This window comes from Actinocrinis sp. (assembly GCF_035653575.1).
GTDB lineage: Bacteria > Actinomycetota > Actinomycetes > Streptomycetales > Catenulisporaceae > Actinocrinis.
Genome location: NZ_DASRBQ010000056.1, coordinates 1 through 15,564, shown reverse-complemented (window position 1 = coordinate 15,564; position 15,564 = coordinate 1). Strand labels below are relative to the sequence as shown.

General features: G+C 69.8%; 13 protein-coding genes. 7 read left to right on the top strand and 6 right to left on the bottom strand.

All coding sequences use genetic code 11. From position 1 onward, the window contains the following. The first annotated feature begins 11 nt into the window (after window positions 1–11). From VFA06_RS07780 to VFA06_RS07770, 3 genes are read left to right on the top strand one after another with little or no spacing between them, the layout of a single operon-like run. Window positions 12–1,595, top strand: coding sequence for a GH39 family glycosyl hydrolase (locus VFA06_RS07780; protein ID WP_324839756.1), 1,584 nt, complete (start codon window positions 12–14; stop codon window positions 1,593–1,595). Beyond that, window positions 1,588–2,334 (top strand): hypothetical protein, encoded by a 747-nt coding sequence (locus tag VFA06_RS07775; protein ID WP_324839755.1) that lies wholly within the window; start codon window positions 1,588–1,590, stop codon window positions 2,332–2,334. Before VFA06_RS07780 ends, VFA06_RS07775 begins: the two co-directional genes overlap by 8 nt. Next, window positions 2,331–4,361, top strand: a complete 2,031-nt coding sequence (locus VFA06_RS07770; protein ID WP_324839754.1) for a beta-galactosidase — start codon at window positions 2,331–2,333, stop codon at window positions 4,359–4,361. The genes VFA06_RS07775 and VFA06_RS07770 overlap by 4 nt, the downstream gene beginning before the upstream one ends. Here VFA06_RS07770 and VFA06_RS07765 read toward each other — a convergent pair. Beyond that, window positions 4,355–6,424, bottom strand: a complete 2,070-nt coding sequence (locus VFA06_RS07765) for an alpha-glucuronidase (protein ID WP_324839753.1) — start codon at window positions 6,422–6,424, stop codon at window positions 4,355–4,357. The genes VFA06_RS07770 and VFA06_RS07765 overlap by 7 nt on opposite strands. 120 nt (window positions 6,425–6,544) lie before the next feature. On the opposite strand from VFA06_RS07765, the gene VFA06_RS07760 reads away from it, so the two are divergent. Next, on the top strand, window positions 6,545–7,129 hold the full coding sequence (locus tag VFA06_RS07760) for a DUF664 domain-containing protein (protein ID WP_324839752.1): 585 nt from the start codon (window positions 6,545–6,547) through the stop codon (window positions 7,127–7,129). Here the strand turns inward: VFA06_RS07760 and metG are convergent. Beyond that, window positions 7,126–8,652 carry a methionine--tRNA ligase gene (gene metG / locus VFA06_RS07755; RefSeq protein WP_324839751.1) on the bottom strand — a complete coding sequence of 509 codons (1,527 nt, stop codon included), beginning with the start codon at window positions 8,650–8,652 and terminating at the stop codon, window positions 7,126–7,128. The genes VFA06_RS07760 and metG overlap by 4 nt on opposite strands. 265 nt (window positions 8,653–8,917) lie before the next feature. Between metG and VFA06_RS07750 the strand changes: the two genes are divergently transcribed. Continuing rightward, window positions 8,918–9,964 (top strand): amidohydrolase family protein, encoded by a 1,047-nt coding sequence (locus VFA06_RS07750; protein ID WP_324839750.1) that lies wholly within the window; start codon window positions 8,918–8,920, stop codon window positions 9,962–9,964. Window positions 9,965–10,009: 45 nt separating this feature from the next. On the opposite strand, the gene VFA06_RS07745 is transcribed toward VFA06_RS07750, so the two are convergent. From VFA06_RS07745 to VFA06_RS07735, 3 genes are all read right to left on the bottom strand, one after another. Further along, window positions 10,010–10,648, bottom strand: a complete 639-nt coding sequence (locus VFA06_RS07745; RefSeq protein WP_324839749.1) for a hypothetical protein — start codon at window positions 10,646–10,648, stop codon at window positions 10,010–10,012. A 12-nt stretch (window positions 10,649–10,660) separates the two neighbouring features. Continuing rightward, window positions 10,661–11,566 (bottom strand): SGNH/GDSL hydrolase family protein, encoded by a 906-nt coding sequence (locus VFA06_RS07740; RefSeq protein ID WP_324839748.1) that lies wholly within the window; start codon window positions 11,564–11,566, stop codon window positions 10,661–10,663. A gap of 106 nt (window positions 11,567–11,672) precedes the next feature. After that, on the bottom strand, window positions 11,673–12,011 hold the full coding sequence (locus VFA06_RS07735) for a helix-turn-helix domain-containing protein (protein WP_324839747.1): 339 nt from the start codon (window positions 12,009–12,011) through the stop codon (window positions 11,673–11,675). A gap of 92 nt (window positions 12,012–12,103) precedes the next feature. Here VFA06_RS07735 and VFA06_RS07730 point away from each other — a divergent pair, with 92 nt between their 5' ends. Next, entirely contained in the window at window positions 12,104–12,868 is a 765-nt protein-coding gene (locus tag VFA06_RS07730) for a group II truncated hemoglobin (protein ID WP_324839886.1), read from the top strand. A 429-nt stretch (window positions 12,869–13,297) separates the two neighbouring features. Here the strand turns inward: VFA06_RS07730 and VFA06_RS07720 are convergent, their stop codons facing one another. Continuing rightward, entirely contained in the window at window positions 13,298–13,921 is a 624-nt protein-coding gene (locus VFA06_RS07720) for a dihydrofolate reductase family protein (RefSeq protein WP_324839746.1), read from the bottom strand. A 126-nt stretch (window positions 13,922–14,047) separates the two neighbouring features. Between VFA06_RS07720 and VFA06_RS07715 the strand changes: the two genes are divergently transcribed. After that, window positions 14,048–15,564, top strand: a 1,517-nt coding sequence (locus tag VFA06_RS07715) for an ATP-binding protein (RefSeq protein WP_324839745.1), incomplete at its 3' end; no start/stop codon positions are given.

Here is a 15,564-nt window from a genome sequence, read left to right as displayed (position 1 = left end):
GAAGGAGCATCGTGCCCAACCCGATTCTCGTCCCGCAGCAGGCAGCCGGACGGTTGAGCGAAGCCTGGCGCTACTGCGTCGGCACCGGCCGGTTCGAGCTCGCGCTGCGCCGCGACTACCAGGACTCGCTCGCGCTGATCCAGCGGGAGATCGGGTTCCGGCACATTCGCGGGCACGGGCTGCTCAGCGACGGCGTCGGCGTGTACCAGCCCTACGAGTATCAGGGTTCGAGGCACGTGCGGTACGCCTTCACCTACGTCGACCAGGTGATCGACGCGTACCTCGATCTAGGCATCAAGCCCTTTGTGGAACTGGGCTTCATGCCGGCCGCCCTCGCCTCCGGAACGCAGACCGTGTTCTGGTGGCGCGGCAATGTCACGCCGCCGAGCGACCACCGCGAATGGGCCGCCCTGGTACGCGCGACGGTGACGCACCTGGTCGACCGGTACGGACTCGACCAGGTGCGCGGCTGGCCGATCGAGGTGTGGAACGAGCCCAACCTGAAAGACTTCTGGCAGGACGCCGACCGGGACGCCTACCACCGGCTGTACGAGGTGTCCGCGCACGCCGTCAAGGACGTGGACGCCTCACTCCAGGTCGGCGGCCCGGCGCTATCCCCGGGCGCGGACCACTGGCTGCGGCCCTTCGCCGAGTTCGTCGCGGACCGCTCGGTGCCGGTCGACTTCGTCAGCCGGCACGCCTACACCTCGGGGCCGGCGCAACACGTTCCGTTCGGAGTGCATCAGACCCTTGAGCCGGCCTCCACGCTGCTGGAGCAGTTCGACGCGCCACGGCAGCATCTGCGCGATACGGCGCTGGCGCAGCTGCCGGTGCACATCACCGAGTTCAACTCCTCCTACCGGCCGGACAATCCTGTGCACGACACCGCGTTCCACGCCGCGTACCTCGCGCCGGTGCTCGCCGCGGGCGGAGAGCTGGTGGACTCCTTCTCCTACTGGACGTTCAGCGACATGTTCGAGGAGACCGGCGTCCCGACCGCGCTGTTCCACGGCGGCTTCGGCCTGCTGACCCATCGCCAGATCAAGAAGCCGACCTACCATCTGTACGCCTTCATGGCCCGCATGGGCGAGCAGATCCTCGCCCGGGGCGAGGACCACCTGGTCACCCGGCACGCGGACGGCCGGATCGCGGTGCTGGCCTGGGCTCCCGTTGACGCCACCGGCCAGGAGCCGGCGGCCGGTCACGCCCTGCGGCTCTCGATCCCCATCGGGCCGCAGGGCGCTGACTCCCGGGAGGACCGACGGCCGATAACAGCGTTCCTGCTTCGTTCCTCGGTGAGCGAGGAAGCGGGCAACGCCTGGGCGGCGTGGTGCGAGATGGGCCGCCCGGCGTCTCCCTCGCCGCGCCTGCTTGACGCGTTGCGCGAGGCCGCCGAACCCGTGCGCACGCACCGGAGCCTGCCCATCGACGCAGGCCGCGTCGACCTCCGGCTCACCCTCGACCGGCACGAGGTCACGCTGGTCGAACTCAGCGCCGTGACCGACGAGACCCCGCCCTGGTGGGACGAGCGGCGCCTGCTCGGCCTCCCCGCCGATACGCAGGAGCACAGCGATGTGGAGTCAGGCGATGAGTGACCACACTGCCGCCCCCGCGACCAGTTCCCCCGCTGGCCGCGAGTTCGGGGAAGGGCCGCTCGCCCGCGTCGCCGCCCTCGTCTACAGCCTGCTGACGATCGAGTCGCTGCTGCTGCTGACCACCTTGCCTGGCCTGATCCCCCTGGTGCTGCTGGATCGCGACGCCAGCAACGCACCGCTCGCCGTCGCGTGTGCGATCCCGCTCGGCCCCGCGCTGTCCGCCGCCCTGTTCGCGCTGCGCCAGCACAAGCCCGATCTGACCGACCTGAAACCCGCGGCGCAGTTCTGGCGCGGCTACCGGCTCAACGCCGGCGGCGTGCTGCGGGTGTGGATCCCGTGGCTGGCACTGATGGCCGTGCTCGCGGTGAACCTTTCGCACACCCGGGCCGCGGGGATCCCACGCTGGTGGGCCGCGCTGCTGGTCGCCTTCGCGACCGTCGCGACCCTGTGGATGGCCAACGCGCTGGTGATCACCTCGCTGTTCGCCTTCCGCCCGATCGACATCGCCCGGCTGGCCGCCTACTTCCTCGGCCGCACCAAGGCGGTGACGCTCGGCAATCTCTGCCTCCTGATCTGCGCGGCCGCCCTGGTGGCGGTCGCCTCCGAGGCGGTGCTCGCGCTGCTCGGCGCCGGGTTCGCGGCCTTCCTGCTGCGCACCTGCCGGCCGATGATCGCGCTGGTCACCGAGGAGTTCACCGCCGCCGAGGAGTTCAGCGCCACCGAGGAGTTCGCCGCGTGAGCCTGCCCGCCGTCTCGAAAGTCGCATTCGGCGGGGACTACAACCCGGAACAGTGGCCCGAGGAGGTCTGGGCCCAGGACTATCAGCTCTTTGACGCCGCCAGGATCGACACCGTCACCCTCGGCGTCTTCGACTGGGCCCTGATACAACCGGCCGAGGACCGGTACGACTTCGCAATGTTCGACCGGATCGTCCAGCGCGCCGCCGACGAGGGTCGCAACGTCTGCCTGGCCACCGCGACCGGCGCCCATCCCGCCTGGCTGGCCCGTGCGTACCCGGAGGTGACGCGCACGGACTTCGAGGGACGCAAGCACCGCTACGGTCAGCGGCACAACGCGTGTCCGAGCTCTCCGGTCTTCCGCCGCCTCTCGCGCGAACTGGCTCGCCGCATCGCGCAGCGGTACGCCGGGAATCCGGCCGTCGTCGCCTGGCACGTCGGCAACGAGTACGGCGGCGCCTGCTACTGCGAGCTGTGCGCCGCCGGATTCCGCGACTGGCTGCGCAAGCAGTACGGCTCGCTGGAGGCGCTGAACGCGGCCTGGTACACGACATTCTGGTCGCACACCTTCACCGACTGGGACGAGATCGAGCCGCCCTCCGCGCTGACCGAGCACTGGCGCGGTCCGGACCACACCGCCTTCCAAGGCATCACGCTGGACTACCTGCGGTTCATGTCGGACGCCTTGCTCGCCAACTTCCTTGACGAGAAGGCGGCGATCCGGGAATCGAGCCCTGATCTGCCCGTGACGACGAACTTCATGGGCATGTACCGGCCGCTCGACTACCACCGCTGGGCCTCGCACCTGGACTTCGCGTCCTGGGACAACTACCCGCCGGACGACACCTCGCAGGCGCGGATGGCGTTCACCCACGACCTGATGCGCGGCCTGAAGGACGGCCAGCCGTTCTGGCTCATGGAGCAGACGCCCAGCTGCACGGCCTGCCGGGACATCAACCCGGTGAAACGCCCGGGCGTGATGCGGCTGTGGAGCTGGCAGGCCGTGGCGCACGGAGCGGACAGCGTGCTGTTCTTCCAGCTGCGTGCCTCGCGCGGTGCCAGCGAGAAGTACCACGGCGCGGTCATCGGCCACGCGGGCCGCGCCGACACACGCGTCTTCCGCGAGGTCGCCGAGTTGGGCGCGCAACTCCAACGGCTCGGCGGCAGCACGCTCGGCGCGCGCACACCGGCCTGCGTCGCGATGCTCTTCGACTGGGACAGCTGGTGGGCGCTGGAGATTTCGGACGGCCCGTCGCGCCTGGTGCGCTATCAGCCGGTCGTGCTGGCCTACTACACCGCGCTGTGGCAGGCGGGCGTGGACGTCGACGTGGTCCCGGCGACCGCCGATCTGTCCCGCTACGACGTCGTCCTCGTTCCGGCGCTGCACATGCTCAAGGGCGATCTGGCGCGGCGGCTGGAGGAAGTGGCCACGCGTGGCGGCTCAGTCCTGGCGACCTTCCTATCCGGACGCGTAGACGAGAACGACAACGCGTTCCTGATGGACGTGCCGGGCCCGCTCGGGCCGCTGATGGGCATCCGGATCGACGAGTGGGACGCTCGCGAGCCCGAGTTCGTGAACCCGGTGCGTCTCGAATCCGGAACTGACCGGCTCGACGCCGACGCCCGACTCCTCTTCGAGCTGGTCATCCCGCAGGGGGCTGAGACTGTCGGCACCTACCAGGCGGACTTCTACGCCGGAACGCCTGCGGTCACACGTAATCGATTCGGCTCGGGCCACGGTTGGTACGTCGCGGCCGGGTTGGATCAAGAGGGCGTCTCCTGGGTCGTGCGGCAGGTACTCGCCGACCATGACATCGCGCTGCGATACCCGGACGTGTCAGGCCTCGAAACAACGCTCCGGGTCGCACCCGACGGCACGCGGTTTCTCTTCCTGCTCAACCATCGCGACGAGCCCGTCGAGGTCACCGCCGGCCACACCGGCACCGACCTGCTGACGGGGACACAGGTCCGAGCCGGGCAGCGTATAACCCTCGATGCCCGGGCCGTTCTCGTTCTGCGCACTCAGTAAATACGCCGGCCGCGCTCGTCGGGAACGCCGGACTTGCGGAAGAAGTACGTGTTGATCTGATCGCGCCATTCCTGCGCGCAACGCACCTGCTCGTCAAGCCTTTCGCGCACACGCGCGTACAGTGCCGGAGTAATCAGACCGCCGGGCTCGACCTCCTCCCACGCCCGCCGCATCTCGGCCGCGCGCTCCGCGCCCTCGAAATGCGTGTCGTAGATGTGCTGGATAACGGTGGATCCGTTGTGCAACACGTGCGTGTAGGGGACGTGGTGGAAGAAGAGCAGCAGCTCGTCAGGGCACTGTTCCAGCGACTCGTACATCTCGCCTGAGGGCTTCGGGTACTGGCTGGTGAACCCGGTGCCGGTCGCCTGAGTGCGGTCCACGCCGACGCCGTCCCGGTCGGCGAAGTGATAGGTGCCCCACTGCGTGTATTCGTACCCGTCGACGCTCGGACCGTAGTGGTCCGCGGGGCGCACCATAAAGCCGACCCCGAGCGGCGCCGTGTACTGCTCATACACGTGCCAGGACTCGTCCATCATCGCGTGCAGGGTGTCGCGCAGCTTCGCCCCGCCGTCGCCCGCCGCGGGCTGGAAGGTCAGGTCGATCCATTCATCGAGCACTGCGATCGGGTCCAGCCCCGGATCCCAGGCGAGCCGGCCGAAGGCGTACAGGTTGGCCTGAGCCAGCGGATGGCCGGTCCAGAACGGATCGTCGCCCGCGTTCGACACCGCGACCAGTCCGCCCCCGGAGGCCGCCGCGATCTGCGCGACCGTCGACTCTTCCGCGCCCCACGGCCGGAATCCGAGCACCTCGCTCCACAGCGGCCCGAGGTAGCACACGTGCCGCTGCTGACCGGTGTACTCCTGAGTCACCTGGAACTCGACCGCCACGCGGGTCGACGGCATCGCCGCGATCACCGGCGAAACCGGCTCGCGGGTCTGGAAGTCCATCGGTCCGTACTTCACCTGGAGGATCGCGTTCTCGCGGAACTGTCCGTCCAGCGGCGCGAAGTGGTCGTAGGCGGCGCGGGCCCGGTCGGTCGAGCGATCGCGCCAGTCCTGCCGATGGTTGTAGACGAAGGCCCGCCAGTGCACGATCCCGCCGAACGGCGCCAGCGCGTCCGCGAGCAGGTTCGCGCCATCGGCGTGGGTGCGGTCATACGCGAACGGGCCCGGCTGCCCTTCGGAGTCGGCTTTTACGACGTAGCCGCCGAAATCAGGGATCGACTCGTACACGCGCCGAGTCGTCTCCTCCCACCACGCGCGCACCTGCGCGTCCAGCGGATCGGCCGTCGGCAGCCCGCCGAGCGCGATCGGCGAGGCGAAGTTCACCGACAGGTGCACCCGGATCCCGTACGGACGCAAGGCATCCGCGATCGCGATCGCATCGCCGAGCCGATCGGTGAGCAGGTGCGCCTCGGCGGCGTGTACGTTCACGTTGTTGATCGCGACGCGATTGATCCCGCACGCGGCCAGCAACCGGCCGTAGGCCCGCACCCGAACCAGGTCATCGCGCAGGACGCCGGCGTCCCAGAAGAGCGAACCGCCGGAATAGCCGCGCTCAACCTGGCCCATCGCCGGGTGCACGTCGATGTTGTCCCAGTGGTCGAGCATCCGCAGCGGCGTCGCCGGAAGGTGCCGCTCCACCGGACGCGAGTCGGCGAACGCGGCCTCGCCGAGACGTGCCACGTGAAACAGACCATAGAGAAGCCCGGCCGGCTCGTCGGCCAGGACCGCAGTGGCGCCGTTGCGCCTGGTGAGCGCGAAGCCCTCATCGCCGAGCGTGCCGCGTTCGACGACGCCGACCGCCGCACTCGGCAGCGGATGCGCCCTGGTCAGCGCGAGTACCAGCTCGTACCGGCTGCCGTCGAGATCCGCGCCGGCCTCGCCCTGCCGCTGGCGCCGCCAGCTCCCGCCGTACCGCGCGCAAGCCTGCTCTACCTCGCCCGCGACCGTATCCATGAGCTGACCCTCGCCGCGAACCAGCACGCGACGCGAGCCGAGCGCCCGGAACGCCTCGGCGGGCAGCCAGGCGGGGTGAACCTCGATCGGATCGGAATGAGTCACCGGATTCCCCGAAAACTTGCGGGCTGAGCCGTCGCGCCGGCCGGTCAAGCTCACAACCTACCGAGCACGGCCCGCCGCCGCACCAGCCAAGTGTCAGTGCTCCCGGTTACCGTGAAACCCATGAACGATCTTGATACTCCGTGGGAGCCGCCGCTCGCCGGTACCGAGGCCGAGCAGCTGATCGGCGCGCTCGACCGGCTGCGCACCACCTTCCGGTGGAAGGCCGACGACCTGGATACCGCCGGCCTCAGCGCCCGCGTCGGCGCCTCCGAGCTGACCCTCGGCGGCCTGCTCAAGCACCTGGCCGCCTGCGAGGACGTCATGTTCACGGTCAAGCTGGCGGGAGCGCCGCTCGGCGCCCCCTGGGACGCCCTCGGCTGGGACGCCGGCGGCGACTGGTCGTACACGTTCGACACCACCGGGCTCTCCCCGGAGCAGCTCTACCGCCTCTGGGACGGCGCGATCGAGCGCTCGCACGCGCGGCTGGACGCGGCCCTCGCCCAGGGCGGCCTCGATCAGCTGGTCCACCTCGCCTGGCCCGACGGTCGCCGCGCTAGCCTGCGCCGCCTGGTCTGCGACCTGATCGAGGAGTACGGCCGCCACACCGGCCACGCCGACCTGTTGCGCGAGGCCGTCGACGGCCGCGTAGGCGAGGATCCGCCGCCCGGCTGGCGCCCCAAGAGCGGGCGGGCGTACGCGACCTAGATCCCGGTCCTGGCTTCAAGGCGGGGAAACAACGGCCTGCTTTCGGGCAGCACTCCATCGACCGGCGTACATTGCGCGCTGACACGACCAGCCGCGTCAGGCAGGAACGGCGCGAGGCGCGCCGCCACGCTGAGGCACGCGCGGTGCAGCGCGCCGAGCACTGTGTCGAGTCGCTCGGCCGCAACCGCATCGTCGTCGCGTTCCGCCTTGGCCAGCTGCCACGGCCGGGTGGCCTCGATCGCGCGATTTGCCTCCTCCACGATGCCGAGCACCGCCGCCGTGGCCTGCCGGAAGTCGAACTCGTCAAGTGCTGCCTCAATGGCCTGCGACGCCTCGCCGCACACCCGGATCAGTCGCTCCGTCTCCGGCGCCGTAAGCACACCGGTCGGAGGGATACCGCCCCGGTAGCGATGGATCATGGTGGCGGTCCGGTGCACGAGGTTGCCGATGCCGCCGGCCAGTTCCCCGTTGGCGCGATCGACGAGACGCTGCACGGTGAAGTCGGCGTCACCCACGCGCGGCACGTCGCGCAGCAGCCACCAGCGCACCGCGTCGGTCCCGACCTGGTCGACCAGCCGCGCCGGATCGGCGCTCACGGTGCCGGACTTGCTGATCTTCCTCCCGTCGATCGTCAAGTAGTCGTGCACCAGGATGTCGGTGGGCAGCGGCAGTCCGGCGGAGAGCAGCATCGCGGGCCAGTACACCGCGTGGAAGCGGATCACTCCCTTGCCCACCAGATGGATCCGCTGCCGGCTGCCTTCCCACCAGTAGGCGAAATCCGGGTGGTCGGTGCCGTAGCCGAGGCTGGTGACGTAGTTGCCCAGCGCATCCCACCACACGTAGATCACCTGCTCCGGATCTCCGGGTACCGTGATTCCCCAGCCGTGCGCGCGGGCATGCGAGCGCGAGATCGAGAAGTCATGCAGATCGCCCTCGATCAGGGCGAGGACCTCGTTGCGCCGGGAACCGGGCTGGATGCGCAGTCGTCCGCTGATAATCAGCTGCCTGAGTTCCTCGGTGTACCGGGAGAGCCGGAAGAACCAGTTCTCCTCCGCGACGAGCTGGGGTTCGGTGTCGTGCTCCGGGCAGCGTCCGCCCGGGAGGTCCTCGGGCGCGTAGAACTGCTCGCAGCCCACGCAATACAGGCCCTGATAATGCTTGCGATAGAGATCGCCCGCCGCGGCGCAGCGCCGCCAAAGCCGTTCCACTCCGCCACGGTGGCGCGGATCGCTGCTGGTGCGGATGAAATCGTCGAAGGACAGCGCCAGCGGTTCGCGTAGCGCGGCGAAGGCGTCCGCGTTGCGGTCCACCAACTCGCGCACGTCGACGCCTTCAGCCTTCGCCGCCAACACGTTCTTGAGCGAGTTGTCGTCCGTGCCGGTAAGCGAGCGCACCAGGTCGCCACGTTGGCGGGCATGTCGCGCGAGTACGTCGGCCTGCACCAGTTCGAGTGCGAAGCCGAGGTGGGGGCGGGCGTTGACATAGGGGATCGTGGTGGTGATGTACGTGCGACGCTCAGCCATCTGCACTGCTCCGTCTCGTGGTGAGGAGCCGGGGCCGGAGCGAGAAAAGCAAGAGGCCCCGTCTCGGGGCCTCGGAATCTGTTCGTCCGCGCGCGCTAGTAGCCCCGTGACCGGGGCATCATCCGTGCGCGCAAGGCAAGCATGAAGCGATGCTATCAGCGCTCGCGGATGGTCTCCTCCCCTTTTGTCCGTGCGCACAGCCAGCGGTTCTGCAAGCATCGTCAGCAAGCGCGGTCTGCGTTACACGGGTGGAAGGGGTTTGGCGGTGGTCCTACAGGTACGGGGAATCGTCTTGCCGGAGCGCGAGGAGCGCTCGTTCTGGATTGACGGGGACCGGCTGCGCGAGGAGCCGGTGGCGCACGCGGACGTTGTGATGGACGGCGGGTGGCTGCTGCCCGGCCTGGTCGACGTGCACACGCATCCGGGCACCGAGGAGATCGGCACGCCCTTGGACGACGAGGTGCTGCGTAAGCACCTGATCGATCACCGCGACGCCGGCGTGCTGCTGGTGCGTACCCCCGGCTCGGCGGGGCGGATTCCGAAGTGGGTGGACAAGGATCCGCAGCTGCCACGGGTGCGCTCGGCCGGTCCGTGGCTGGCGACGCCGGGGCGGTTCTTCCCCGGCCACGGCCGGGACGTGACCGAGGCCGAACTGGTCGCGGCCGCGGTCGAGGAGGCGACCGCGTCTTCGGGCTGGTGCAAGGTGATCGGCGACTGGGACCCGAACAATCCGCCGGTGCCGCTGGAGATCCTGACCGCCGTGGTGCAGGCCGTCCACGCGGTGGGCGGCAAGGTCGCAGTGCACTGCCAGACCGCCGACGGTTGTCGCAACGCGGTGACGGCCGGTGCGGACAGCCTGGAGCACGGAATGCATCTCGATCACGGGCTGATCGACCGGATGGCCGCGCAGGGCACCGCATTGGTCCCGACCATCTCCGTCTTCGAGGCCGGGGCGCAGCGGGCCCAGACCCGCGAGCCGAGCCCCCGGCGCGACTGGTTCCTCTCTGGCTGGAGGGGGATGTCGGCGACGGTGCGTGCGGCGCACGAGGCCGGGGTGACCGTGCTCGCGGGCACTGACAGCTTCCCCTGCGGCACCGTCGCGGAGGAGGCGCAATGGCTCGCCAGGTACGGGATGTCGCCAGAGGCCGCGGTAGGTGCCGCGTCCTGGACCGCGCGCTCGTGGCTCGGGATGCCGGGCCTCGTCGACGGCGCGCCGGCCGACCTGGTGGCTTACGACGCCGATCCCACGGCCGATGTCTCAGTGCTCGCACACCCCAAGCGCGTCATCCTGCGGGGCGAAGTCGTGGTCTGAGTTCTAGTTCTAGAGGTGGACGCTCAGGGCGGGGGAGGGGAGCGGTCAGCGCGGATCGGGGCGGTCGAGGTTCCAGTGCCGCCCCGCCGAGATCGCCCACTCCGTCTCCTTGCTGTCCTGCGCCGGACTGGCCGAAAGCCCGATCCGCGTGATGACCCGCTGGCCGCCCTCGGCATCGCCGTACAGCACGTCGATGCTGAACGGCTCCTTGTCCTTGGCGCGCTCGGTCAGGGTGACGAACTGCTCGGCGCCGGGATCGCGTAGGGCCACCTGACAGAACCCGTTGTCCCCGGGCGCGATGTAGATGTCGCGGGTCAGCCGGTGGAACTCCTCCGGCCTGCGGTGCTCGGCGTTGTACTCGAAGACCAAGTCCCAACCGTGCAGCACGGCCAATCCACGGCCGACGTTGCGCAGCGACGTGACCAGGTAGACCGCCTCGTCACTCGCTTCCAACACGCCGCGACCGCCCCGCACCGCTACCCACTGGCCGTCGATGAACCGCACCTTCTGCACCGGATCCTCCCAGCGCGTGGGCACCAGTATCGGCCGCAATCCGTGCAGCAGGCCGCGCTCAGCGTTGCGCGCGGCCACGTTCGCGGAGCGGGTGGAGGAGAAGGTCGCCACGGCCAGCAGCGCGGTCCCCGCCGCGGTCCCGACGTTCGCGAGCGTGCCCCAGTCGACCATCCATCCTCCAGTTCAGCTCCGCTCCGCCGGAACCGCCTGCTCCGGCAGCTGCGGAGCCGACAGAATACGGTACGGCACCAGCGGGCTCAGCTCCGGACGCTTCGGCGGCCGCCCATCGCCCGAGGAGCGGCCGGTCAGCCGCCGCTTCACCCACGGCGCGAGGAAGACCACCAGCCACACCAGATCGGAGAGCTTCCGCGCGAACCAGCCGCTCCGGCGCGCGGGCAGGATCGGGGCGCGCCAGTCGAAGGACGGCTCACAGCCCAAGGCTTCCAGCACCGCTTCCGCGACCCGCCGGTGTCCCTCCGCGGACAGGTGCAGCCGATCGGGGGCGAACATGCGTGGATCGTCGAACACCCGCTGTACCGAGAGATCCACCACCAGCGCGCCATGCCGTTCGCGGATCAGCTCCACGCTCTGCATCAGCCGCCGCACCCGGTCGGCGAAGCGCGCCATCGACGGCATGCGCACGGTGATGTCCACCGGCTGGAAGACCACGAGCACGTCGCACGCCTCGGCGACTTCGGCCGCCGCCCGCTCCAACTCGGCGCACACCGCCTCGATGTCGCAGCCCGGCCTGCCCATGTCGTTCAGTCCGCCCGCGAGCGTCACCAGGTCGGCGCGCATCGCCCGGGCCGTCGGCACCTGATCCGCGGTGATCTGGCGCATCAGTTTTCCGCGCACGGCGAGATTCGCGTAGCGGAAGTCCGGGTCATCGGCGGCCAGCCGCTCGGCTACCAGGTCGGCCCAACCGCGCGGCGAGCCGTCCGGGTAGGTGTCGGCGAGGCCTTCGGTGAACGAATCGCCAATCGCCACGAAGCTGCGTATCGGCATGTGCGGGCTGTCCAAGGCGATCGTGCCCTCCTCGACGACGGATGTGCTCTCACCGGCCGGCACATCCTTCCAGCGGCGCTGCACGCCGAGGCAGCGGGCGCATTAAACGTTCCGCACGAACGCGTGACCGCGCGTCGAGCAGTTCGAAAAAGGCACCCGCGCGAGAGTGCGAAGAGTGTGCGGAGGGCTGCTACCGCGGCGCCTCGATAGGCGTGCCTGCCCGCTCGGCGCGAGCCGTACCCCAGTCGTAGAGGGCCTGCAACACCGGCGCCAGGCTCCGGCCCTCCTCGGTGAGCCGGTATTCCACGTGGGCGGGTTTGACCTGGTAGTCGATCCGCTCGACAAGGCCGTCGTCCTGCAACTCGCGCAGGCGCTGGGCGAGCATCTTCTCGCTCATGTCGGGGATGCGGCGGCGCAACTCGCCGTAGCGGTGCACGCCTTCCTTCAGATGCGCCAGGATGACCGGCCGCCACTTGCCGCCGATCACGTCCACCGCCAGCTCGACCGCGCAGTAGTAGCGCTTGCCCATGTCAACCCCTGTAACCTTCGACCACGAGGCCGCCTACCCACCAAAAGGTGCGTACTTGATCGCGACCTGCCCCGGATGCTGGGCTGTTGCCTATGGTCACCGAGTACATCAGATACCGTCTGCCCGCGGAGCGCGAGGGCGGATTCGTCGCAGCGTACGAACGCGCTGCGGAGTCGTTGCGGGCCGCTCCCGAGTGCGTCGACTTCGAGCTGAGCCGCTGCACGGAAGAGCCCGCCTGCTTCATCCTGCGCATCACCTGGACCTCGGTCGAGGCGCACTTGCAGGGCTTCCGCGGCGGCCCGGTGTTCGGCGCGTTCTTCCAAGCGATCCGCCCGTACGTCGCGGACATCGAGGAAATGCGGCACTACGAGGCCACCACGGTCCGCGGTGTCGGCGGTGCGGCCCCGCCGAGCTTGTACGAATGGGCCGGCGGCACCGAGGCCTTCGTCAAGCTCTGCGATGCGTTCTACCGGCTGGTGAGGGCCGACGAACTGCTCTCCCCGCTGTTCGAGTCGATGGACGCAGACCACGCCCGCTACGTCGCGTTGTGGATCGCAGAGGTCTTCGGCGGCCCGCCGGCCTACTCCGAGCAGCGCGGCGGCTACGGCCCGATGGTCGAGCGGCACCTGGGCCGGGGCATCACCGAGCCGCAGCGGCGCCGCTGGGTCAACCTGATGATGGACGCCGCCGACGAGGTCGGGCTGCCGCAGGACCCGGAGTTCCGCGCCGCCTTCGCCAGCTACCTGGAGTGGGGCACCCGCCTGGCCTTGCACAACTCGCAGCCCGGCGCGGACGTCGTCCGCAGCGCGCCGATGCCCAAGTGGGGTTGGGGCGTCGCCCCGCCGTACCGGGGATGAGCTCAGCCCCGCGATCCGCATCCTGCGACCTGCGCAGGGCAGGTCCGACAGCTGCCGCTGGTAGGGGGCATGAACGCGACTGGAGTACCACCCGCAGCATGGGCAGGCGGCATCGCTCGCCTTCGCCCGCATGCGAAACCACACCATGTCCCGGTCGCGCTCGACACGGTCAACCGCCACCCCTGCGAACTGCGGAAACAACTCGTCAACACCCTGTGATATCCGCGCAAGTCATCCTGGCCGACCACACCCGAATCCCCCGACACGACACGCCTACCGGCCAGATCACGTGATCAGCGCCAGAGCCCGGAAGCGTGTCGACTCCATGAATCGGTGTACGTCGTGGTCGCCGACACCCTCGATCTCGATGGCCATCTCGAGCGTGTCGGCGACCACGACGGTACCGGCGCACAAGCCGTGTGGCGGAGGTCAGGCGTGCGTGCGGATGCGGTCGTAGAGCAGGCAGAGCGCGCCGCTCTCGGCGGCGGTGGTGTCGGTCAGCGACCACGAACCGGCGACGAGGCCGTCGGTGAACAGGTGGCTGCCCCCACCCGCCACCTCGGGGCACAAGGTGATGCTGAGGCGGTCCACCTCGTCCGCTTCGAGCAGTTGGCGGATGATGCTGGAGGAGGCCAGGACGATGATGTCGCCGCCGGCCTGCTGGCGCAGGTGCTTGACGGTCGCGGCCGGATCGGCGTCGGCCAGCCGTGCGTTGTCCCATTCGACTCGGTCGAGAGTGGTGGAGAAGACGACCTTTTCCACCGTGTTGAGCCAGCGGGAGAACTGGCGGTCGCGGGGGTCGGCGTTCTCGTCGTCGGCGACGGCGGGCCAGTAGCCGGCGAAGCCCTGGTAGTTCTTGCGGCCCAGCAGGGCGGTGGTGGCGGCGGCGGTGACGCGCACCATGTGGGAACGCGAGGCGTCGCTGATGGCATGCGGGACGATCCAGCTCATGTCGTATTCGCCGCCCGCGCCGTTGACTCGGCCGTCGAGGGACAGTGAGATGTTGGCGACGACGCGGCGGGCGCTGCCGTGTTCGGTGGTGGAGGTGGTCATCGTGTGCTCCTTGGAGTGTGATGGCCCGAGCGGTTCGGGCGATGGAGCCAGCATCGCCGGGCGCATGGCAGGCTGTCGTCATCGAACTTGGTGAGATCGCATCCGGGCTTGACGGGGGAGTGGGTGATGGCGAGGTCGGCGGTCAGCCCGCTGCTGGTGGGTCGCAAGGCCGAGGTCGCGGCGCTGCGCCAGGCTTACCTGCGAGCCTGCGAGGGGCAGCCCGGCACCGTGCTGGTCAGCGGCGAGGCGGGCATCGGCAAGTCCCGGCTGATCGCGTCCGTCGCCCGGTCGCTGCCCGGCGCTCCGCTGGTCCTGTCCGGGTGGTGCCTGGAGTTGGGCTCGTCCGGCGCGCCTTATGTTCCGTTCGTGGCCATCCTTCGCGACCTGGTGCGAAGCGTCGGCCGACAGCGTGTGGCCGGGGCGCTTGCGCCGGGCGGCTGCGCGCTGGGCGACTTGTTGCCCGACCTGGGCCCGGCCCCGGCGCACTACTCGCGCACCAGGCTGCTGGAGGAGATGCTCACGCTGGTCAGCCGGGTCTCCCGGGACCAGTCCGCCGTGCTGGTCGTGGAGGATCTGCACTGGGCCGACGCGTCCAGTCGTGAGCTGTTCGCGTACCTGGCGCGCAACCTCGCCGTCGGGGACGCGGTGCTGCTGGTCGGCACGCTGCGCACCGGCGAACTGGCACCGGGCCATCCGAACCGTCGGCTGTGGGCGGAGCTTAGCCGCCGCGAGGATGTGGCCCGCGTCGACCTGGGCCCGCTTACCCGCGACGACGTGGTGGAACTGCTGACCGCCATCGACGGGCAGCCTCCGGAGCCCGGCCGCGGTGAACGGATCTACCGGCGCAGCGGCGGCAATCCGCTGTTCGTGGAGGCGCTAAGCGACGCGGGCCAAGCATCGGGCAATGATGTGCAGGACCTGCTACGTGACCGGATCACCGCCCTGCCCGAACCCTCCCGTCAGGTGCTGGCGTCACTCGCGGTCGCCGGGCACACACTGCCAGAGGAACTGATCGCCGAGATCAGCGAACTGCACGGCGGCGCCCTGCACGAGGCGTTGAGCGATCTGACCGGCCGTGACCTCGTGATCGCCGGGGCGGACGGTTACACGATCCGGCACGATCTGATCAGAGCGGCGGTGTACGACTCGCTGCTGCCCGGCCGTCGGCGGCACCTGCACGGCCGGTGCGCCGTCACGTTGAGCGAGCGCGGACAGGTCGGTGCCGCAGCGGCCGAGCACTGGATCGCCGCCGGCGAGGTCAGCCGCGCATTGCCGGTCGCGTGGCAAGCCGCTCGGCTCGCGGGCAAGCAGAACGCGCACGACGAGCGGCAGCACCTGCTGGAGCTGATCCTGGCCCACTGCGACCAGGCCGCGCCCGGGACCCTGTTGGACATCGACCGCACCACGGTGCTGGAACAGGCCGCGGAGGCGGCCTTCGCCTCGGGCAACTCCGCGGCCGGCGTCGCCCACAGCACCGCGGCTCTCGCCGCGCTCGACCCGGCGCAAGACCCGCAACGGGTCGCCGCCCTGCTGGGCCTGCGCGGGCAGCTGAGCAACCGCATCGACGGCATTGGCTTCCTGGACCTGGAGCGCGCGATCAGCCTGGTGCCGCCGGGCTCGGCCGACGCGCTGCGCAGCCGCCT